This is a genomic window from Oliverpabstia sp., from assembly GCF_022785585.1.
Lineage (GTDB): Bacteria > Bacillota > Clostridia > Lachnospirales > Lachnospiraceae > Oliverpabstia > Oliverpabstia intestinalis.
On record NZ_JALFPR010000045.1, the window covers coordinates 1 to 22,240 of the forward strand.

20 protein-coding genes are annotated in these 22,240 nt (G+C 45.0%); 6 read left to right on the forward strand and 14 right to left on the reverse strand.

Going from position 1 to position 22,240, the window contains the following annotated elements:
- Nucleotides 1-390: 390 nt before the first annotated feature.
- The 10 genes from MSA64_RS02540 to MSA64_RS02585 form a co-directional block, all read right to left on the reverse strand.
- The gene (locus tag MSA64_RS02540) at nt 391-1,647 is read right to left on the reverse strand and encodes a cation:proton antiporter (protein ID WP_118574487.1); all 1,257 of its coding nucleotides are present in this window, start codon (nt 1,645-1,647) and stop codon (nt 391-393) included.
- 39 nt (nt 1,648-1,686) lie between these two features.
- Nucleotides 1,687-2,100, reverse strand: coding sequence for a hypothetical protein (locus MSA64_RS02545; protein WP_154432455.1), 414 nt, complete (start codon nt 2,098-2,100; stop codon nt 1,687-1,689).
- A gap of 41 nt (nt 2,101-2,141) precedes the next feature.
- Complete coding sequence (rseP, locus tag MSA64_RS02550) at nt 2,142-3,428, reverse strand: RIP metalloprotease RseP (protein ID WP_235904518.1); 1,287 nt, start codon at nt 3,426-3,428, stop codon at nt 2,142-2,144.
- Nucleotides 3,425-4,576, reverse strand: coding sequence for a 1-deoxy-D-xylulose-5-phosphate reductoisomerase (gene dxr / locus MSA64_RS02555; RefSeq protein WP_022170870.1), 1,152 nt, complete (start codon nt 4,574-4,576; stop codon nt 3,425-3,427). The genes rseP and dxr overlap by 4 nt, the downstream gene beginning before the upstream one ends.
- A 34-nt stretch (nt 4,577-4,610) precedes the next feature.
- Nucleotides 4,611-5,420 (reverse strand): phosphatidate cytidylyltransferase, encoded by an 810-nt coding sequence (locus tag MSA64_RS02560; protein WP_277664220.1) that lies wholly within the window; start codon nt 5,418-5,420, stop codon nt 4,611-4,613.
- Between the two features lies 1 nt (nt 5,421).
- The gene (locus tag MSA64_RS02565) at nt 5,422-6,126 is read right to left on the reverse strand and encodes an isoprenyl transferase (RefSeq protein ID WP_154432453.1); all 705 of its coding nucleotides are present in this window, start codon (nt 6,124-6,126) and stop codon (nt 5,422-5,424) included.
- A 101-nt stretch (nt 6,127-6,227) separates the two neighbouring features.
- A complete protein-coding gene (frr, locus tag MSA64_RS02570; RefSeq protein ID WP_022170873.1) occupies nt 6,228-6,779 on the reverse strand; it encodes a ribosome recycling factor in 552 nt (183 codons plus the stop codon).
- A 70-nt stretch (nt 6,780-6,849) separates the two neighbouring features.
- Nucleotides 6,850-7,548 (reverse strand): UMP kinase, encoded by a 699-nt coding sequence (gene pyrH, locus MSA64_RS02575; RefSeq protein ID WP_022170874.1) that lies wholly within the window; start codon nt 7,546-7,548, stop codon nt 6,850-6,852.
- Nucleotides 7,549-7,569: 21 nt separating this feature from the next.
- Complete coding sequence (locus tag MSA64_RS02580) at nt 7,570-7,815, reverse strand: hypothetical protein (protein ID WP_022170875.1); 246 nt, start codon at nt 7,813-7,815, stop codon at nt 7,570-7,572.
- Nucleotides 7,816-8,124: 309 nt separating this feature from the next.
- Complete coding sequence (locus tag MSA64_RS02585; protein ID WP_118315901.1) at nt 8,125-8,964, reverse strand: DegV family protein; 840 nt, start codon at nt 8,962-8,964, stop codon at nt 8,125-8,127.
- 254 nt (nt 8,965-9,218) lie between these two features.
- On the opposite strand from MSA64_RS02585, the gene MSA64_RS02590 reads away from it, so the two are divergent.
- Nucleotides 9,219-10,145, forward strand: a complete 927-nt coding sequence (locus MSA64_RS02590) for a magnesium transporter CorA family protein (RefSeq protein WP_118315900.1) — start codon at nt 9,219-9,221, stop codon at nt 10,143-10,145.
- A 50-nt stretch (nt 10,146-10,195) separates the two neighbouring features.
- Nucleotides 10,196-10,684 carry a DUF5721 family protein gene (locus MSA64_RS02595; RefSeq protein WP_022170878.1) on the forward strand — a complete coding sequence of 163 codons (489 nt, stop codon included), beginning with the start codon at nt 10,196-10,198 and terminating at the stop codon, nt 10,682-10,684.
- A gap of 173 nt (nt 10,685-10,857) precedes the next feature.
- Here the strand turns inward: MSA64_RS02595 and MSA64_RS02600 are convergent, their stop codons facing one another.
- Nucleotides 10,858-12,270 carry a S1C family serine protease gene (locus MSA64_RS02600; protein ID WP_270377327.1) on the reverse strand — a complete coding sequence of 471 codons (1,413 nt, stop codon included), beginning with the start codon at nt 12,268-12,270 and terminating at the stop codon, nt 10,858-10,860.
- A 420-nt stretch (nt 12,271-12,690) separates the two neighbouring features.
- Between MSA64_RS02600 and MSA64_RS02605 the strand changes: the two genes are divergently transcribed.
- Nucleotides 12,691-13,170 (forward strand): S-ribosylhomocysteine lyase, encoded by a 480-nt coding sequence (locus tag MSA64_RS02605; protein ID WP_022170880.1) that lies wholly within the window; start codon nt 12,691-12,693, stop codon nt 13,168-13,170.
- Between the two features lie 357 nt (nt 13,171-13,527).
- Here MSA64_RS02605 and truA read toward each other — a convergent pair whose 3' ends face one another.
- The 3 genes from truA to MSA64_RS02620 all read right to left on the reverse strand — a co-directional run bounded on the left by truA (nt 13,528) and on the right by MSA64_RS02620 (nt 16,424).
- On the reverse strand, nt 13,528-14,271 hold the full coding sequence (truA, locus tag MSA64_RS02610; RefSeq protein ID WP_154432450.1) for a tRNA pseudouridine(38-40) synthase TruA: 744 nt from the start codon (nt 14,269-14,271) through the stop codon (nt 13,528-13,530).
- 7 nt (nt 14,272-14,278) lie between these two features.
- Nucleotides 14,279-15,826, reverse strand: a complete 1,548-nt coding sequence (gene putP / locus MSA64_RS02615) for a sodium/proline symporter PutP (protein WP_277664225.1) — start codon at nt 15,824-15,826, stop codon at nt 14,279-14,281.
- A gap of 223 nt (nt 15,827-16,049) precedes the next feature.
- Nucleotides 16,050-16,424 (reverse strand): RidA family protein, encoded by a 375-nt coding sequence (locus MSA64_RS02620; protein WP_022171968.1) that lies wholly within the window; start codon nt 16,422-16,424, stop codon nt 16,050-16,052.
- A 159-nt stretch (nt 16,425-16,583) separates the two neighbouring features.
- Between MSA64_RS02620 and MSA64_RS02625 the strand changes: the two genes are divergently transcribed.
- The 3 genes from MSA64_RS02625 (at nt 16,584) to MSA64_RS02635 (ending at nt 22,135) form a co-directional block, all read left to right on the forward strand.
- Nucleotides 16,584-18,236 (forward strand): glycoside hydrolase family 13 protein, encoded by a 1,653-nt coding sequence (locus MSA64_RS02625; protein WP_154432448.1) that lies wholly within the window; start codon nt 16,584-16,586, stop codon nt 18,234-18,236.
- 150 nt (nt 18,237-18,386) lie between these two features.
- A complete protein-coding gene (locus MSA64_RS02630; RefSeq protein WP_154432447.1) occupies nt 18,387-21,482 on the forward strand; it encodes a glycoside hydrolase family 2 TIM barrel-domain containing protein in 3,096 nt (1,031 codons plus the stop codon).
- Between the two features lie 266 nt (nt 21,483-21,748).
- A complete protein-coding gene (locus tag MSA64_RS02635) occupies nt 21,749-22,135 on the forward strand; it encodes an ArsR/SmtB family transcription factor (RefSeq protein ID WP_022171971.1) in 387 nt (128 codons plus the stop codon).
- Nucleotides 22,136-22,240: the final 105 nt, after the last annotated feature.

Consider the following 22,240-nt stretch of genomic DNA (forward strand, 5'->3'; position numbering starts at 1 on the left):
ACTCTTTCTCCACGCTTATATCCTTTCATCTTAAATGATATATCATTTCTCTTTATTTCTATTATAAAGCCTCAGTATTTCACTGTCAATTTCTATCATCTTCCGTCTCAACCCAGCCGGCATTTTGGCTAACGTTCCCCCATGCCCAGCAACACACTGCGCGATGCACAGAAACCGGGGGACTCACATAGAAAAACAGACACCCTTCTGCTGGTGCCCATAGCACAGATGAGATCCGGCACCTACGTAGACTTTCGCGATGATCAGCCGACCATCGTGAATCTAGTCGTAGTTGGTGACTAGCTCAGCTGTGCGTTACCAGCGGGTGTCTGTTTTTCTATGTGAGTCCCCCGGTTTCGTCCGCCTTGAACAGAACATCACAACAAAATATTATTTACCTTCCCTGAACTTATTAATCGCCTCATAATTCTTAGACATATCCACATTCGGATCCGGTGTTGTCTCCGGTCCCCGTTTGAATACCGGTTTCAGCAGAATCGGCGCAATAATGGTCGTCAGGATAACCACGATAACAACCGGTCCCATAACCGCCGTCGACATCAGTCCCAGGCTCTCTCCCTTACTTGCCACGATCAGCGCAACCTCACCTCGGGAGATCATACCCACACCGATACGAATCGCCTGATAATTCTTATAGTGACAGAGCTTTGCACCCAGACCACATCCGACTACTTTGGTCAGGATAGCGACAATGGTAAGCACAACCGCAAATGCAACGATCGTACCATTCATTTCCGGAAGACTTACCTTCAGACCGATGCTTGCAAAAAAGATCGGTGAAAGATATGTATAAGAAAGCACGTCAAATCTGGATGCGATATACGGCTCTCTCTGGGTCATAGAGATAATCAGACCTGCAAAATAAGCTCCAGTGATATCGGCAACGCCAAAAAACTGTTCTGCCGCATAGGACATAAACAGACAGAATACAAAGGATACGATTACATGTCTCTGCAGACCTGTACCTTCCCCCGCACTCCATTTGCTGAAGAACTTATAGAAAATAAATCCTGCCACAGCAACAAAGATAAAGAAACCAATAATCTTCAGTAACACAATTGAAATCTTAACTGATTCATCTGCCATACTGGTGATCAGTGTCAGTGCAATGATACCAAGAATGTCATCGATAACTGCCGCACCAAGAATCGCGTTACCGGAACGGGTTTTTAATTTTCCAAGTTCTTTCAGTGTCTCAACTGTGATACTTACGGAAGTTGCTGTCAGGATCACACCGATAAATACATTCTGCAAAAACAGACTGCAGGATGCATCTGATTCGAGCATACCCGGACGGTTAAAGAACGCTGCTACGGCATAGCCACCAACCAGAGGTACCAGTACACCGATCAATGCAATGATCAGTGCGGATTTGCCGCTTTTTTTCAGTTCCTGTACATCCGTCTCCATACCGGCACAGAACATCAGGACGATTACGCCAACTTCCGCTGTATCGCTGATAAAGTCAGTCGGTGTAATAATTCCGAGAATACCAGGGCCGAGAATAACTCCGGCAAGCAGTGCACCTACAACCTGTGGCATACTGAATTTTCTGGTCAGAAGCCCCAGGACTTTTGTTGATAACAGGATCAGGCAGAGATCCAGTAAGAATTTATACGTTTCCATTTTTAATAAACATCCTTTCTATTATAAAAATATATCTCTTTATTCATAACAGAAATGATGCTTTTTTCGACCGTCCATATCCTGCATATAACGGATCACATACACCATCCGCTCCAGATACTTCCTGCTGAACTTCTCAATCTGTCCAGTCCCTGAAAGCAGAGTCCCGAGAAACATCAGAAACTCGCCCAGTGCCAGATAATACAGCAACCGTTCACCGTCCTGGGACTGCCGGTTTTCTTCTTTTCCCTCATTGAAAGGCCCGTTTTCATTTTCCTCTTTCTTGCAATCTACCAGTTTCATATCTTCCGAAAAAGAAGTGAGTACTGTCTCCTTCTCCGATAACATCCACTGCGGATTGCCAGATGGCACATGAACCTGAATGCTTCCCAAAAGAAAGATAACCGCCAGACTATATACAATGATTTTTCTGATTTTGTCCTTTTTTTTCATGTCATTTCATCATACTCCATTACAGTTCCACACCGCTGTTCTCAGAACAGTCCCCTTATGTCCTTAAACGTAACAAACACAAGCAGTCCCATCAGCAAAAGCAGTCCTGCAAAATGTACCATACCTTCCGCCTCCCGGTTCACCGGTTTTCCTCTCACTGCCTCAATCAGTAAAAATACCAGTCGGCCACCATCCAGTGCCGGAAGCGGGAGCAGATTGGCAACTCCCAGATTCGCGGAAATCAGAATCATCATATTAATCATCGTAAGCCAGGTCATCAGTGTGCCCTCACTTTTGCTCTCCTTATAAGCATCTCCGATCACATTCACCACTCCCACCGGACCGGACAGACTGTCCATTCCCAGCTTTCCGCTGATCAGAAGTTTCAAGCCTTCCAGCGTACTGTTGATCCAGTAACGCACTTCCAAAGCACTGTACTTGATCACACCCGGCGCACTTGTTTTTTCCCGTCCGAGATTGTAAGAAAATCCCTGTTCCACATAGTTGACCGCCTGAGGAGTCACCTCCACATCATAATCCAGTCCATCCCGCAGATATGTCAGCGTTATTTTCTCATCTGTCAGCGGATGATCTTCGAAATACCGACTCAACGCCTCACCGGATGCAATTTCATTACCATCCACCGCCGCAATGTAGTCACCTGCCTGAATCCCCGCATCTGCCAGTGCACCACCGATTGTTACCGACTGGATCTGCGCCTGACTTTCATCCGGATTATAACTGAATCCCAGCATATAACGTTCTTCCGTTGCAGGATGATAGGTCAGAGTTTCTTTTTTCCCATCTCTTTTTACAGTAACTGCAATCGCTTTATCTTCCAGCCCTTCCAGTGTCAGATAAGAATAGAGCTCTCTTCCCAGATAAATCTTCTTCCCATCAAAGGAAGTGATCAGATCGCCTTCTTTCAGCCCTGCAGCTTCTTCCGGTGTTCCTTCTTTTACCTGTGTGATAACCGGAGGATCATATCCGATAATACCTATAATAATCATTGCACCGAAAAATGCAAGAATAAAATTAAAAATCGGTCCTGCGGCAATGACGGAAAAACGTCTCCAGACAGATTTGCTGTTGAATGTCCCTTCTGCGTTATCCTCTCCATCTTCCCCCCGCATCATACAGGAACCACCAAAAGGAATCAGTTTCAGTGAATACCTCGTTGTTCCCCGCTGCGTTGACAGTATCCTTGGTCCCATTCCCACAGAAAATTCTTCCACCACGATGCCATTCGTCTTTGCCAGTAAAAAATGTCCGAACTCATGTACGATAATTACGATACCAAGAATCAGAACAGCGATTATACTACTCAAACACTCCACCTGCTTTCCATCCATTCATAGGTTTTTGCTTCAGTTTCCAGAATTTCTTCCAGACACGGATGTTCGATCACCTGGTGACGATCCATGGCCTCCCGGATGCTTCGGTAAATATCCTGAAATCCGATCTGTCCATGCAGGAATTTTGCAACTGCCCGCTCATTGGCCGCATTGAAAACCGTCGGCATACTGCCACCTCTCCGTGATGCTTCCATCGCCATCGGCAACCCCAGAAACGTCTCCATATCCGGTTCCTCAAACGTAATCTCTGTCAGTGTCTTAAAGTCCAGCCGTTCTCCCGGAAGATACCTTCTGTGTGGATAATACAGTGCATACTGGATCGGCAGTTTCATGTCCGGTGTACCGAGCTGTGCCATCACCGCACCATCGACAAATTCTACCATCGAATGAATGATGCTCTTTGGCTGTACCACAACCTGAATATGATCCAGATCCACGTCAAAGAGCCACTTTGCCTCCATCACTTCCAGTCCTTTGTTGACAAGCGTTGCCGAGTCGATCGTGATCTTCTGTCCCATCGCCCAGTTCGGGTGTTTCAGTGCGTCTTCCACTTTTACATGTGCAAGATCTGATGCTTTCATTCCACGGAATGGTCCGCCGGATGCTGTGATCAGCAATTTATGAATCTCTCTCTTATCCTCTCCGTGAATCGCCTGAAAAATTGCACTGTGTTCACTGTCCACCGGAAGGATCTGTACTCCTTTTTCTTTTGCCATCGGCATGATCAGATGCCCTGCCGTTACCAGTGTCTCTTTATTGGCTAGTGCAATATCTTTTCCCGCCTGAATGGCCGCGATAGTCGGGCGGATCCCGATCATTCCTACGATCGCCGTGACCAGGATCTGACTTTCTTCCATCTGTGCCAGTTGCAACAGCCCATCCATGCCGCTGACGACTTTTACATCCAGATCGCGAACTTTTCCTGCCAGGATCTTCGCCTGCTCTTCGTCCCAGACTGCTGCCAGAGACGGATGAAATTCCCTGATCTGTTTTTCCAGCAGAGTGATATTACTTCCTGCACTCAAACCGGCCACCCGGATATCCTGATTTTCTCTTACTACTTCCAGAGTCTGCGTTCCGATAGAACCGGTCGACCCTAAAATTGCAATTGTTTTTTCCATAGTATGTTCTCTCCTCCACGTCCTATGCATCATTTTACATCAGAGTAATCGCCAGTGCGTAAATAACCGGTGCAGTAAAGATCACACTGTCAAACCGATCCAGAATACCGCCATGACCGGGGATCAAGGTTCCATAATCTTTGATATTTTCCTGTCTCTTAATCGCAGAAGCAGCCAGATCTCCCACCATAGATACCAGTGCTCCCACACCACAGATGATCGCGTAACTCAGAGGTGTATGAGCCGGATTCGGGTTATAAGCGCCCGTCGCTGCCGCATAAATCGCTCCCAGAAGTGCAGCACCGAGAACACCTCCGACAGCTCCCTCAATAGATTTTTTGGGGCTTAATACCGGTGCCATCTTATGTTTTCCGATCAGTACACCCACACAGTATGCACAGGTATCACATCCCCAGGAACATAAAAAGATCAGCCATACCAGAAAAGCTCCACCCGGCAGCACGCGGGTCTGATAGATATAAGACAGCATCACACCCACATAAACCATACCGAAAAACGCAGTCATGATCTGTTTATTCTGATATTTTGGATACGTAAATACAAAAATGCACATCATTACCAGTACACCAAGAATCACTGCCGGCAGATGATAACTTACCGGCAGATAAGCAATTGTCAGATAATAAATCACAACTGCCAGATAACCGGCAATTTCCAGTCCGTTTGTCTTTCCTTCATGGACACCCGCTGCCCGGTATAATTCCTGCATACCGATACAGGAAACTCCGATCAACGTCACCAGAAGCACCGGTCCGGAACAGATAATTGTAGCAAGTGCCAGGATCACCAGGACAATTCCGCTGATCAATCTTGTCTTAAACATCCTATTCCTCCTTTACACCGCCATATCTGCGGTCTCTCTCATTGTATTTTTCAATTGCTTTTATCAGTTCTTCTTTTTTAAAATCCGGCCACGGCACATCGGTAAAATAAAATTCGCTATATGCCAGCTGCCACAGCAGGTAATTAGACAACCGCAGTTCTCCGCTGGTACGGATCATCAGATCCGGATCCGGGATCCCGGCCGTATCCAGATAATCTGATATCGTATCTTCACTCACCGGTGTCTCCAGCTTTCCGGCTTTCTGATCTTCCAGCATCCGGTTCACTGCTCTGGTGATTTCATCTCTGCTTCCATAATTCAGTGCGATCTGAAAATGCAGATCTGTGAAATCTTTGGAAAAATCTTCCAGTTTTTTGATACTTTCCTGAATATCCGAATCAAAGGCGGTGATATCTCCGATCACTTTTACACGCATATTATTTTTCTGTGAGATCTTAATACATTTTTTCAGATAATTCCGAAACAGCTTCATCAGCCCATCCACTTCTTCTTTGGATCGTTTCCAGTTTTCTGTGGAAAAGGCATAAACAGTCAGATATTTTACTCCCAGTTCTTTTGCCACTTCACAGATATCTTCCAGATTTTCACATCCTTTGACATGGCCGAAGCTTCTCGGCATGCCTCTTTTTTTTGCCCAGCGACCGTTGCCGTCAAGGATGATAGCAATATGATTTGGTACTCTCATACAATTCTCCTTTGCTCATTGAAAAAGGGACACCATACAATGGATCGTTTTCCATATGTTGATGCCCCTCAGCTTTTTACGTACTCCGGAAGTACATGATATTACACAGTTAAGATTTCTTTTGATTTTACTTCCACTGCTTCATCTACTTTTTTGATGAACTTATCTGTCATTTTCTGAACAGAATCTTCCAGCTCAGCAATTTCGTCTTCAGACACATCAGTTTTTCCCAGCTTTTTCAGCATATCATTTGCATCACGACGGATATTGCGGACAGCTACTTTTGCAGCTTCGCCTTTTTTCTTAACTTCTTTTACAAGATCTTTTCTTCGTTCTTCAGTAAGCTCCGGAAATACCAGACGAATGACTTTACCATCATTAGTCGGATTGATTCCCAGATCTGACATATTGATTGCTTTTTCAATTTCTTTTACCAGAGATCCTTCCCACGGCTGAATCTGGATCATCCTGGCTTCCGGTACAGAGATATTGGCTACCTGCTGCAGTGGTGTCGGTGCTCCGTAATATTCTACCATAATACGGTCAAGTACGTGAGGATTGGCTCTTCCTGCACGGATTGTTCCAAATTCACTGTCCAAATTGGCCAGTGTCTTATCCATTTTTTCCTGATATTTTACAATTCTCTCATCCATGTATATTTCCTCCTGGTCTGTCTTTTTGTTACTGTTCACTCTGTCTGAGTAACACCTTTTTATTTCGCTTTTAGTCTACCAGAACTTTTGTTCCGTCAATCTCTCCCTTTGCTGCACGGATAATACTGTTTTCTTCATTCAGTCCGAATACCAGCATCGGCATCTTATTTTCCATACACAGAATCGATGCAGTCAGATCTACCACTGCCAGTTTCTGGTCAATGACTTCCTGAATATGCACGCTGTCGTACTTTTTAGCGTTCGGATTCGTCTTCGGATCACTGTCATAAACACCATCCACTGCTTTTGCAAGAAGAATAGTCTCTGCCTCAATCTCGATGGCCCGAAGTACGGTAGTTGTATCTGTTGAGAAATAAGGATGTCCGGTTCCGCCTGCAAAGAAAGCGACTTTCTTCTCTGCAAAACATGCATTTGCCTCATCTTTGGAAAACAGTTTTGTCATAGCTCCACAGGCAAACGGCGTAAAGATCTCCGTTTTCATTCCTACGGAACGGAAAATCTCAGATACATAGATACAGTTCATAACAGTTGCAAGCATACCGATCTGATCTGCTTTTGTCCGATCTATGGTCTCGCTGCTTCTTCCTCTCCAGAAGTTTCCGCCACCGATTACCACACCGACTTCCACACCTTCCTCAACAAGAACTTTTACCTGTTTTGCGACCTCAGTTACGGTTGCTTCGTCAAATCCGGTATGCTTTTCGCCAGCCAGTGCTTCTCCGCTTAATTTTAATAATACTCTCTTCATATTTTCAGCTCCTTGTCTGTTTTAGTCCTGTGTCAGTCCACTGACATAATTCTGTACCGCGCTTGCATCAAATTCTACCGTTTCCTGCGCAGTACCCTGTGCTCTGTCAATTTTCGCATATACGGAATATCCGATCCATCCAACGAAAACCACACAGACAAGGGCAATACATACCATCTCCAGACGATGCATGATTTTTTCTCTTTTCATGATTTTCTGGCGATTGGCTTTACTCTTTTTATAATTATCTACTTTCGCCTGACTCATAAGTGTGCTCCTTTGCTTTCAGTTTTGCCGCTGTCTTTTGGAGATTGGGACAGCTGCATATCTCATACTGACAATTATAACATATCACACGTTAAAAGCAAAGAAGGTTTTTAAAACGTTTGGCTTGTTGCTCGCGGGATATTACTGTACACTCCGTGCCCAGTAACACGCTGCGCGATGCACAGAATTTATGCTGATCGCATAAATTCGCGCGATATGTCTCGGGTTTTCTGTGACCTTCGCTCACAAAAAACGCCTCGCGGGATATTACCAATAACCAGTAACTGTGGAATGCTGCCTTCTGCATGGTTACATCGCAACAATAATCCCACCGTCATTCGCATACATGGAACTCACCCCGGCGGTATCCAGAATGATCACGTCTTTCACCTGCATTCTTTCCAGAAGTGCCTCTTTTACCATCTGTGCCCTCTCCGGACAGTTACAGTGGCTGATAGCAAGTACTTTGTCACTGCTGTTGTTTTCTCCTTCTTTTACATAATCAACCATTTTAACCAGTGCTTTATTGATTCCTCTCGCCTGATCCAGCTGACAGATAGTGCCTTCCGGTGTGGAACCCATTACCGGTTTAATCTTCAATGCGGAAGCCACCAGTGCTTTTACTCTGCTCAGTCGCCCGTTTTTTCGCAGTGTTTCCAGATTCTCCAGTACGAAATACGTGTGCTGAGATTCGATATAAGCATCCACAGTTTCCACAACCTGTTCAAATTCCATGCCTGCTTCTTCACATTCCTGGATCTTCAGTGCGATCAGTGTCTCCCCTATCGAAGCACTTTTTGAGTTGAATACATGAATTTTCTTATCCGGATGTTCTTCCAGTGTCAGGCTTTTTCCAAGCTCCGCACTATTATAGGAACCACTCAGTTCAGCGGAAAGAGTCACCGCATACAGATGTTCCGCATCTGCCTCAAACCCTCTCTGGTAAACTTCCGGAGACGGGCATGCTGATTTCGGACACTCCGGATATGCTGCTACCTTTCTTAAAAAATCTGCCTGATCAAAGGAATCATCATCCACAATAGTATCTGCTCCCACTTCAAGAGTCAGTGCTGCCGATGCAAAACGTTCATCCTGTTTCATCTCTGGTGTCAATTCTCCACAACTATCTACAATTATTTTATATTTCATTACTTCCTGCCTCCAGCATTATATATTTTCTACATAACTGTGTATCCATATCTTTTCTCATCATCGCAGGATTACAGCTTTCGCTTTTGGACTTCGTCACACCCTGTAATTCCGCCTACCTGATATAGTTTTCAATACTACATCTTACTATATCATATCTTCAGAAAATTGAAAAGAGATTTTCTATGTTCTTTTTGTGTCTTTTGGTTTATAATACTGATATCTGTTTTTTTAAATTATAACTTGGAGGTTGTATGGATTATTTACTGAACAGTTCCATGGAAATGCTGGATGAATATTATCAGCCGAAAGACACTGATGTGGTGATATCTCTTGTTTCCACTGAAGAGTGTGAACAGCGCTATCATTCTCTCCCCTATTATCATATCCTCGCAAGGAACATGCAAAATCACAATATCCGATACTGCAAAGCAGAAATGTTCAAGGACTGTATCCTGGGAACCCTTCTGATTCCCGATAAAAGAAGTATTGAAGAGACTGTTTTATCCATTTCTTTCTATATGAATAAAAATCTGCTGGTTCTCGTTGATGATTCGAAACATATCCAGGCGATTCTTACAATTCTTGAAGAGGGGGAACTTTTGAACTGTAAGACCATCGCAGAATTTCTGTGTCAGCTCATCGGCACACTTACACTGGAAGATGCCTTGTTTTTACAGGAACTGGAACAGCACATGAGTGATCTGGAAGAAAAAATCATAAAACACACGATCTCTGACTCTTCCGCACAGCTTATGCACATCCGCAAACGACTTCTGATCCTGCATTCTTATTATCAGCAGCTGTCTGATTTCTGTGAGGATCTGGAAGAGAATTCCAACCACTTTTTTCAGGCAGAAGAATGTCAGATTTTTTCTCTGTATGCATCCAGGATCGAACGGCTCTATGATCATTCCCAGATGCTTCGGGAATATGCCCTGCAGATTCGTGAAATGGAGCAGTCTCAGATTGATGCCAGGCAGAACCGCACCATGCGGATTCTCACCGTAGTAACCACGATCTTTTTCCCACTGTCGCTTATCACCGGGTGGTATGGCATGAATTTTTCTCATATGCCGGAACTTTCTGCCCCCCACGCCTACGGGATTCTGATCGGTATCTGCGCTGTTATTGTTTTGATCGAAATCTGGTTTTTTCATAAAAACAACTGGTTTTCCTGAATTGCCATACCGGATAACCATTATGTCATATCACATTGGGAGGATTTTATTTGTTAGCACTTCGTATTTTAGATTTGAAAGATTTTACCGGAAAATTATTTATTGGAGAAATGTTTCAGCATTTTTCTTTTGTGGAAGCTTCTTTTACCACCTTTGTCACTTATACTCTGGATGGACAACTGCATAAAGAATTTTTTGATTCCGAACAGAAACCCATGCGGACGTACTGTCTGTGGGAAGATGTGCAGGCGCAGTGTTTTTCCATAATCAAAGGGAAACGCACACCTTTGAATTTTAAGATTGTCTTCCAGCTTTCCTCTTCCAATGTGGAAAAGCTGCTCTCGCAAAGCGGCATAGCACTGAAGCCTGAAGACATCTACGGTCTGTACCTGAACTGTCAGTTTGACGGGAAGCAGCTTCTTTGTACTACCGGCACTTCTCTGAAAATTTTCACCCTGGACAAACAGCTGGACCGGGTGTGGGATGAAATGGTTCGGAAATTTTTCCGGAAAAATCAGGTGGCTTTTGAGGATGCATAACAGGTCGAACTACACATCAACAGATTTAGATGTCATAGTCTCATACAATATATAGCAAAACGGAAAACTCTTTGCATCGAGTTTCCCGTTTTGTTTGTTTTCGCCAACCGGCTGTCTTTCTGTCAGCCGGTTTATGTTTTTCCATCTTTATGTTGTCTGTGATTTCTGTATATTTATCTCAAAATAGATCCCTGCAGATTACCGTCCTGTCCGGATGCTCCCGGCTGATTCTGTCCCTGCTGACTGTTCTGTGCAGTGGTTGAAGTATCTGCTTTATCCAGTGTGATCGTCAGTGATTTTTCCACGTAACTTCCGTTATCCGCGATTTTTACAACCAGATCTACGGTTTCTCCCGCTGCATAGTACTCCAGCTGACTCTTCAGGTCATCCATTGATTTTACAGAAGTTCCATCAAATTTTGTGATGACACTTCCGGATGTGATGCCGGCTTTTTCAGCAGCACTTCCTTTTTCCACTTCTGCTACATAGACACCCTGTGGAATGCCATAAGCTTCTGCGATGGAACTGTCCACCGTCTGTCCTTTGATACCCAGAGCAGCTGCCTGATCAGAGCTTACTTTTGTTCTTGTCTGGCGGTTCATCAGATCTTCAAAGATCGGAGAAGCGGTACTTACCGGAATAGCATATCCCATACCTTCTACTTCTGTAGATGCCAGTTTTGCAGAGTTGATACCGATCACCTGACCCTGCATATTCAGAAGAGCTCCACCACTGTTACCAGGGTTGATTGCTGCATCTGTCTGGATAAATCCGTTCTCGGAGTCAGAGTCTTCCAGCTGACGATTTACCGCACTTACAATACCGGTCGTTACAGACTGACCATAGCCCAGTGCATTACCGATAGCTACCACCTGTTCCCCTACCTGCAGCTGATCAGAATCACCGATCTCTGCAATTTTAATCTGAGACATGGTGTCATCAGAAATATCTGAAAGTTTCACGGCGATAACTGCCAGATCGTTATCTGCATCTGTTCCTTTTACAGTTGCTTCGTAGGCCTGGTCATCCACAAAACATACAGATAAGGTATCTGCATCTTCTACTACATGGTTATTCGTGGCGATCAGAAGTTCACTGTCGTTCTGTCCGATAATAATACCGGAACCCTGGCTTTCTACTTCCTGTTCCTGTGTACCGCTGCCTCTCGAAAACATACTGAAATAATCCTGTACTTCCTGTACAGATTTATTGGTAATTGCAACAATCGACGGCATCGCATTTTTGGCAATAGAAGAAACATCCAGACTCTGTGCGGAAGCACTGCTTCCCGTGCTGCCTGAAGATGTTGTGGTCTGCAATGTGGTCTTCGTTGTTTCCTGTTTGCTGCTGTCTGTCTGCGTGGACTGTGCTTTTGCTGTCGCACCGGTTGCATAAGTCACCCCGGTAAATACACCCCCGGCTACGCCTCCGAAAAGTACGGCACTCAGTGCTACTGCACCGATTTTCTTTGCCCATCTGGCTCCGTTTCCATTTCTCTTTCCCGGCTGTTTTTTCGGTTCCATCGGTGTATTATTCTGCGGTTCATTTCCCTGCTGATTCCAATTATAACTTCCATATTCTTCCATAAGTCATTCCTCCTGTTTATGTAAATGTAATCTTTTAATTTTCGTAACTGTTCAGTACCTTCACAGTTACGAGCCAAAATGCATAAAAAATCACCTTCGGTGATGGCATTTTGGCTTGTATGTCTCGGGATTTTGACATATTCATGTCAAAACACCTCGCGGGACAGTGGCTACTGAATAGTTACTAATTTTCTTTATTTCTTTCTTCTTTGTTTATGGCTATAGTATAGAAAAGGTTTGTGGTCAATTTGTTATCAAAATATGTTTATTTTGTGAAATAGTTCAAACTATGTTATAATAGCTTTCAGCGAACAGGTGCAGACACTGCCTGTTTCTGAAAAGAGCGATAATCCATGTACTCCCGAGATCTTTCTGTGTCCGATTTTGTGAGTACATCATTACACAGGAGGTTGTTTTATTATGCAGAAAATTACAAGTTTTACTATTGATCACTTAAAACTTCAGCCGGGCGTATATGTATCCCGCAAAGACCCGGTCGGCGATTCCCTGATCACCACATTCGATATCCGTATGACATCCCCGAACGAAGAACCGGTGATGAACACTGCAGAAGTACACACCATCGAACATCTGGGAGCCACCTTCTTAAGAAATCACCCGGACTTCGGCTCCAAAACCATCTACTTCGGACCAATGGGCTGCCGCACCGGCTTCTATCTCCTTCTGGCAGGTGACTACACCTCCGGAGACATCGTCCCGCTGATGACCGAGATGTTCACCTTCATCCGCGACTACCACGACGAAGTCCCGGGCGCATCCCCAAAAGACTGCGGCAACTACCTGGACATGAACCTGTCCATGGCAAACTACCTGGCCAACCGCTTCCTGACCGAAGTCTTAACCGACATCAAAGAAGACCGACTGGTATACCCGGAATAAATACTTTCATTGCTATCCAGCGGTGAACATTGTTGCAAAATATCAGATACTATAAAAAGGAAGATAGCAGTACATCTTAATGTACACAACTATCTTCCTTTTTATATCTTAAATTTATTTAGAACTCTTTCTTATCACTTATTAATGAATGTTTCTTCTTTTTCTCATCTTTCTCCACCTTTTTCGAAAAAATCTCCCCATACCGACCACAAGAGTTCTCGCCAACGCACAGCGGCAGTCATTGCTTCGGTCTGCAGGCAGCACTTTGTGGGCGGCTAGCTCAAAGTTCCCCTGCCCACGCTGCCAGCAGACCGAAGCAATGACTGCCGCGTCCGCCTCCATAAAAACTCTTTTCTCCTATTTTTTCGAGTAAAATACGCGTTCAAGACACAGCCCCTCTGCCGGCGCCGTAACGCCCGCAAACTTCCGCTCCATCCTCTCAAACAGCTCCGGCATACTGTCCGCATCCCTCCTATGCTGCCCAACCTCAATCAAAGTTCCGGTTAAGATTCTGACCATATACTGAAGAAAACCATTTCCCGTATACACAATCCGTATCTCATGCTCCGACTCTTCAATCACTATATCCGTAATCGTCCGCACCGTAGATTTCTTCATCTTCGGATTGCCACAAAACGATTTAAAATCATGGGTTCCCACCAGATCCTGTGCTGCCCGGCGCATCGCCTCTACATCCAGCGCTTCCCCCAGATGATACCGAAACTTCCGGTCAAACACCGATTTCTGCTCATCCGTTCCAATCCGGTAAGAATAACATTTTCCTTCCGCCCAGAGTCTTGCATGAAACCGCTCCGATACCGGTTCCACAGACTTTACACAGATATCTTCCGGCAGATACTGATTCATATATTGCAAAATCTCCTTCGGATCCCATTTCTTTGCCAGATGCACACTGGCTGTCTGATTCTTCGCATGAACCCCGGCATCCGTCCGCCCTGCCCCATCGATCTCAATCTCTTTTTCTGTCATTCTGGATAATACCTGTTCCAGCTTTCCCTGAATCGTCTGGGTGGTTTTCTTCTGTCTCTGCCATCCTTCGTAACGGGTTCCTTCATATTCTATTGTCAGCAAATAATTCATAAATTTCTTACTCTTTCCAGTTTTTTACTTCATCGAACTCTGCCAGAATCTCCTGAGATGGTTTCTTCGTACAGAGGCTGAAGATCACAATGCAGAGAATACTCAGCGCAAATCCTACCACCAGTGAATACAGCCCGGTCGCAGATCCAAGCGTCTGTCCATGTACCAGCGGCAGATAATCCCATATCAAAACTGCACCGCCACCGGACACAATCCCCGCTACTGCTCCGGCAAAATTCGTTCTTCTCCAGAACAGGGACATCACTACGATCGGCCCAAACGCCGAACCAAGACCTGCCCATGCGTTAGATACCAGTCCCATAATACTGTTGTTTGGATCCCAGGCAATCAAAAATGCCAGCAATGCAACAACCAGTACCGTAAAGCGGCTCACCTTCAGCACTTTTTTCTCATCGGATTCCGGTTTCAGAATATCCTTATAAATATCTTTAGACACGGATGAAGCCGTCACCAGAAGTTGCGAATCCGCTGTGGACATAATCGCTGCCAGGATACCGCACAGGAAGATTCCTCCGATAAATGGCAGATTCGTATCTTTCGTAAACATTTTTGTGATCATCTCGATAAAGACGCTTTCTGTGGAAGCATTTCCCTCCGTTCCAAGAATCGTCGGAAACAGATAGACACGACCGATAATGCCGATCGCAACAGCTGCTGCCAGAGAAATCGTTACCCATATAATAGCAATTACTCTCGATTTTCTCAACTCTTTCTGATTCTTTACCGCCATAAATCGAGTCAGAATATGTGGCATTCCACAATATCCCAGCCCCCAGGCCAGCTGTGAGACAATCTCCACTGCAGTATAAGACCGGTCACCATTCCGAAACAGACTCAGATATGCCGAAGCACCGCCCACAACACCGCTCTGGTCAAGAATCGGTTTTACCTGATCCGCTCCTACCATAAAATACGCGGCAATCGGAACCACCAGCAGTCCTACTAACATCAGACTTCCCTGAATAAAATCGGTCACACAAACCGCCATGAAACCGCCCATAAACGTATAAATCAGAATAACCGCAGCACCGATGGCCAGAGCCACATGATAATCCACACCGAATACAGAGTTAAATAGTTTTCCACCGGCAGACAGTGCAGACGCTGTATATACCAGGAAAAAGATAACGATCACAATCGAAGATACCAGAAGCAGTACCCTTTTTTTATCACGGAACCGGTTTTCAAAGTATGCCGGCAGTGTCAGGGAGTTATTTGCCCTGATCGTATATTTTCTCAATCGTGAAGAAATAAACACCCAGTTGCAGACTGTTCCGAGAAACAGTCCGATCGCGATCCAGGACTGCCCTGTTCCCAGTGCATACACGGTTCCCGGAAGTCCCATTAACAGCCATCCACTCATATCCGACGCCTGTGCCGACAGCGCAGCCACCCAGCCACTCAGTCCCCTTCCGCCAAGAAAATAATCTTCTGAATTATTCGTATTTTTCATGTAGATCGCACCGATCGCAATCATCAGCACCAGATATGCCGCAAATGCGATCAGGATTACTATGGTATCTGTGTTACTCATTCCTTTTTCTCATCCTTCCTTTATGTAATTATAATACCGGATTGTTCCGTACTTCGTACTTTCACAGTCCGTAAAATATTTGTAATCCATTATCCCTAAAACTTCTTGTCTTGTCAATCATTTTTTACTTTATTTTTTTATCATATTACCATATTAAAGCGTATTGTATAAAAAAACACCCGCATACGGATGTATTTTCTCCGTATCCGGGTATCTTTTTCCTTTATTTTGCTGCGATTGCTTCGATCTCGATCAGACCGCCCTTCGGAAGTCTTGCAACTTCCACACAGGAACGAGCCGGTGCAGACTCCTTGAAGTATTCTGCGTAGATGGCATTGACCGTTGCAAAGTCATCCATATTATCCAGAAATACCATGGTACGAACAACGTCTTCATATCCAACGCCTGCTGCTTCCAGAACAGCTCCCAGATTTTTCAGTGCCTGATGGGTCTGTGCCTCGATGCCTTCCGGCAGAGTTCCGTTCTCCGGATCCAGTCCCAGCTGGCCGGAAGTGAACACCATATTTCCAGCTTCTACAGCATGTACATAAGGTCCTACTGCTGCAGGTGCTTTTTCAGCAAAAATTGTTTTTTTCATGTTTGTATCCTCCATTCAAATATTCTGCATTTGCATCTTATTATAACATGCTGTGTTCGTTCGTCAAGCATCGGAAACGACTTCATCTTGCTCTTTTTTGCACAATAGAATATAATAAACTTACCAAATATTTATGCAAAAAAACGAAGGGGGAACGAAATGAAACACGAAAAAGACTGGTATAAAGATCTGGTGATCTATCAGATTTATCCAAGAAGTTTTAAAGACGGCAACCATGACGGAATCGGAGATCTGAAAGGAATGATTGAAAAACTTGATTATCTGCAGGAACTTGGCATCAATGCGGTATGGATGTCACCGGTGTTCGCTTCACCAAATGTGGATAATGGATATGACATTTCCGATTATACCTCCATCATGGAAGAATTCGGAACCATGGAGGACTGGGATGCTTTCCGGGACGGGGCTCATGCGCGGGGGATTGCAATTATCATGGATCTGGTGTTGAATCACTCTTCTGACAGACATATCTGGTTTCAGGAATCCAGAAAATCCCGCAACAACCCCTACAGTGATTATTATATCTGGAGAGATCCTGCTCCTGATGGTGGTGCACCGAATGGCTGGATGTCTGTGTTTGGCGGCAGTGCCTGGGAATATGTAGCGGAGCGTGGACAGTATTATCTGCATTTCTTCGCAAAAGAACAGCCGGATCTCAACTGGGACAATCCGGAGACAAAAGAAAAAATCTTTGATATTATCCGCTTCTGGAACGATAAAGGCGTGGATGGCTACCGCATCGATGCCATCAGTTATCTGGACAAAGGACTGGATGGCCGTGCCAATCCAAACGAACAGTTTGGTACTGTCGCCTGTGTGAACCTGGAAGGAACACATCGTTATATCCGGGAAATGGTTGCAAAAACCATGACACCCGACCATCTGATGAGTGTCGGAGAGGTTAATATTAATAACGATCAGGATGCTATCCATTACTCGAGTGCTGCCAGTGAAGAATTTAACATGGCAATTCCTTTTGTACCGCCGATCGTGGAGATTCAGACCTGGTCACCGGAAAAAATGAAACGGGATCTTCGTCACGATTATGAACTGCTGAAAAAAGACGGCTGGTGGGCACGATTTTTAAGTAATCACGACAAGCCACGCCAGGTTTCCCTCTACGGAAATGATACAACCTTCCGGGAAGTCTCCGCAAAAATGCTGGCATCCTACCTCCATACGCTCCCGGGAACTCCTTTTGTCTTTCAGGGGGAGGAACTTGGTATGACCAATGTTGCTTATCCTTCCATTGAAGATTATGACGATATTGATACCAAAAATGCCTACCATACCATGCTGGAACAGGGGATTGCTCCCGAAAAAGCACTGGCAGAAGCTCAACGAATCAGTCGCGATAACGCACGGACACCGATGCAGTGGGATGACAGTTTAAATGGTGGATTTTCCGATCATACACCATGGCTCGGTGTCAATCCCAACTATAAAGAAATCAACGCAGCCAGTCAGCTGGCAAATGATTCTTCTGTCTTTCGTTTTTATCAGAAACTGATCTCTCTGCGGAAAGAACACCCTGTCATGGCACACGGTGATCTGCAGCTTTGCTGCCCGGAGGACGGACCGGTGATTGCATATACAAGAAGTTATCAGGATGAAACCTGGCTCGCTGTACATAATTTTTCGCAGGATGTGCAGAAATTCCAGTACACCGGAACCGGTCTGCAGCTGGATACTTCAGTACTTTTATCTAATTATCCGGAACATGATATTTGCCCGGAAGATGATATTTTAACACTGAAGCCATACGAAACTGTGATCTTCCGGTTATCGTAAGACAGCATTGTGTCAACCGCCACACATGCATAGCAGAAAAGTCTGAAACATCAGCTTGTTTCTCTTGTTTTTCTGACATTGACCGATTAAAATAGATATATCAGGTGCATACACCTAAACATTGCACCTTTTAGAAGGAGGGTTTTTCTTATGAAACTGCAAAATTATTTTCAGGATCCTTCCTCTTTACACATCGGAACAGAACCGCTTCGTGCCTACTATGTTCCATGTAGAGAAGAAGCAGAAGCCAACGGCGCAGACATGCTGAAGGCTTCCCGGGCAATCATTTTAAATGGTGACGACTGGAAATTTAAATTCTATGAAAGCTATCACCAGGTTCCTGAAGGATGCACTGAAAAAGCTGCGGATACCACAGGCTATGATACCATCCCGGTTCCAAGCTGCTGGCAGATCCTTGGATACGATCAGAATCAGTATACCAATGTCCGCTATCCGATTCCTTTCGATCCGCCTTATGTGCCGGATGACAACCCGGCAGGTGTCTATGTGAAAGAATTTTCACTGACTGAAGAAGAAGCGACGCAGAAAATTTATCTGAACTTTGACGGCGTGGACTCCTGCTATTATGTATGGATCAATGGAGCTTTCGTCGGCTACAGTCAGATTTCCCATTCCGGAAGTGAATTTGATATTACTGACAAAGTAACCGCCGGCAATAACCGCCTGACTGTCCTGGTTTTAAAATGGTGTGACGGAACCTATCTGGAAGATCAGGATAAACTTCGTTTTACCGGTATCTTCCGCGACGTTTACCTGCTGGTTCGTCCGGTAGATCATATCCGTGATTATTTTGTCCATACACCGGTCAGCGAGGATCTTACCAAAGCTGAGATTCTGGTCGATCTGGAACTTTGTGGTTCTCCTTCCGTCACTGTAAAGCTGTATGCACCAGACGGAGATTTCCTGGCTGCTGCCACTCCTTCTGACGGAAAAGTGCGGTTTGCCGTAGATGATCCGGATCTGTGGAATGCAGAACATCCGGCACTGTATACGCTGATTCTTTCCACACCGGATGAAGTGATCGCTCAGAAAGTCGGCCTTCGCCGGATCGATATCAAAGGAAATGTCATCTATATCAACGGTGTGAACTTCAAGATCAAAGGTACCAACCGCCACGACAGCAATCCGTTTACCGGAGCTGCAGTCACAAGGGAACAGCTTCTGACTGATCTGAAGCTGATGAAGGAACATAACATCAATGCGATCCGTACCAGCCATTATCCAAATGCTCCATGGGCCACACAGATGTATGACAAATACGGTTTTTATGTTATGGATGAAGCAGATCTGGAATCCCACGGATGTACCACACTCTACGGAAGTAAGAGTGAACATGTCGATATGGGAGAAGTACAGTACGAAGAAAGCTATGGCTATCTGATGCGCGATCCTTCTTATGAAAACGCTGTCGTAGATCGTATCCAACACCTGGTTCACAGAGACAAAAACTGCTCCAGCGTCTTCTCCTGGTCCATGGGAAATGAAAGTGCATACGGTCCTAATCTGGAAAAAGCCGCCGCATGGATCAAATCTTACGACCCGGATCGTGTTCTGAACTATGAGAACAGTATCTGGCAGCAGACCAATACTGATTATGTCAACGATGTACATGATCTGGATGTCTTCTCCCGGATGTATGCACCGGTGGAATTTATCGATGAGTTCTGCTCTAAAGAAGGTAAAAAACCATTTATCGAAGTAGAATACTGCCACGCTATGGGTAACGGACCTGGAGATCTGGAGGCTTATTTTGAACGTCTCTACAAATATCCCGGTTATATCGGTGGTTTCGTATGGGAATGGTGTGACCACTCCGTCTATATGGGTAAGACCATCGAAGGCAAAGATAAATTCTTCTACGGCGGTGACTGGAACGAGGAAATACATGACGGAAACTTCTGTATGGATGGTCTGGTATACCCGGATCGTACCCCACATACCGGTCTTCTGGAACATAAAAATGTAGCACGTCCAATCCGTGCCACTCTGCTGGATGCTTCCAAAGGACTGGTCGAACTGGATAACAAACTGGATTATACCAATATCAAGGATGGATTTACAATCACTTACGATGTACAAAAAGACGGTATGACTGTTCTTTCCGGTACACTGGATCCGGTAGACTGCCCGGCAAAAGAAAAAGTAACGATTACATTACCATTTGCTGTAACTGTAGAAGCCAATACCATCGTTACCCTGCATTATCTGCAAAAAAAAGATGCTCTGCTGACCCCGTCAGGATATGAAGCCGGTCATGATCAGCTGATCTTTTCTACCGATGCCACAAGTGCTGTCGCCGCTGTTGCCAAAGCTTCCGGTGCTTCGACCGCATCTGCTGCATCTGCTGTATCTGTAGAAGATCTGGAAAACGAACTGGTAGTCAGCGGCTCTGCTTTCCGTTACGTCTATGACAAGTGGAAAGGAACTTTCACTGCTCTTGTAAAAGATCAGAAAAACCTGATTGCTCAGCCGATCCAGTTAAATATCTGGCGTGCACCGATGGATAATGACCGCCGGATCCGCTGGGAATGGGAAGCTGCAGGCTACGACAGAGCACGCACAAAAATTTATGCTACTGAATGGACGCAGGATGAAGATGGTGTAACGATCACTTCCACCTATTCTCTGGCGGCCGTATATCTGCAGAGGATCATCGAGGGAACTATTACATGGAAAGTTGCCAAAGACGGTACTCTGACCGTTACCGTAGACGGTGAGCGAAAACCGGTTCACGTACCGCTTGCAAAAACTCCGCTGCCAAAGATGCCGTTCCTGCCTCGTTTCGGTCTGCGCCTGTTTCTGGAACCGGCCTTTGCCGATGTTACTTATTTCGGTTATGGACCGATTGAAAGTTATCCGGACAAACATCACGATGCAAAACTTGGGCTTTATACCTCTGATGTAGACAGTCTCCATGAAGATTATCTGCGTCCGCAGGAAAACGGAAGCCACTGGAACTGCTCCGGACTGGCACTGACCACTTCCGATCATCGTTCTCTGCTGATATCCGGTACACAGAACTTCAGTTTTAATGCATCCCGGTACACACAGGAGGAACTGACTACAAAAGTACACAGCTTCGAACTGGAAAAATCTCCGTACACAGTGCTGTGCCTGGATGGATATATGTCCGGTTGTGGCTCTAACAGCTGTGGTCCTGCTCTGGCAAAAAAATATCGGGTAGATCAGGACAAACTGACATTTACCTTTACTCTGAATTTCTAAGACTTTTATACTGTTGATCAATTCCTGATCTGACTCACACCGGGTCACGAGACGTGTAAGCACGGACTCCGACCCGGTGTTTTTTTCGTGACCGAACATTCAAAAAGGTCAGCCTTTCATAACCTTACCCAATAAAAGGTATGATTCTTACACCTTGACCAAATCTGGTTTTTCCGTTAAACTAAAAGGCAGACATAATGGTAATGATCAAAAAAGAAACAGTCCGAAAGGACTGAAACAGTATAGTAAGGAATTGGTGAAAAGGAATGAAACAGACACTACAGCAACCACACATACATACCTCCGCAAACAGCGAGATAGAAACCTGTGACATCTGCCACCATCATCATCTGCATCTTCCGATGGAAGCACCGGCTGATGAGACATTATACCGTCTGGCAGACCTCTACAAAGTGTTCGGGGATCCTACCAGAATCCGCATTCTATATGCATTATCCGGTGGTGAACTTTGCGTCTGCGACATCGCAGAACTTCTGGGTATGACACAGAGTGCCATCTCCCATCAGTTACGTGTGTTAAAGCAGTCGGCGCTGGTCAAATTCCGAAGAGATGGGAAAACCGTATATTACTCTCTGGCTGACACACATGTGGCAACTATTCTCGCACAGGGACTGGATCATGTACAGGAATAAACATGAACTTTAAATCAAGATTGGTCCACCGGACTAATTATGGATATACAAAAAGGAGAGAAGACAGAACTCCATAAAAGTTCCATCTTCTCTCTTTTTTGTATA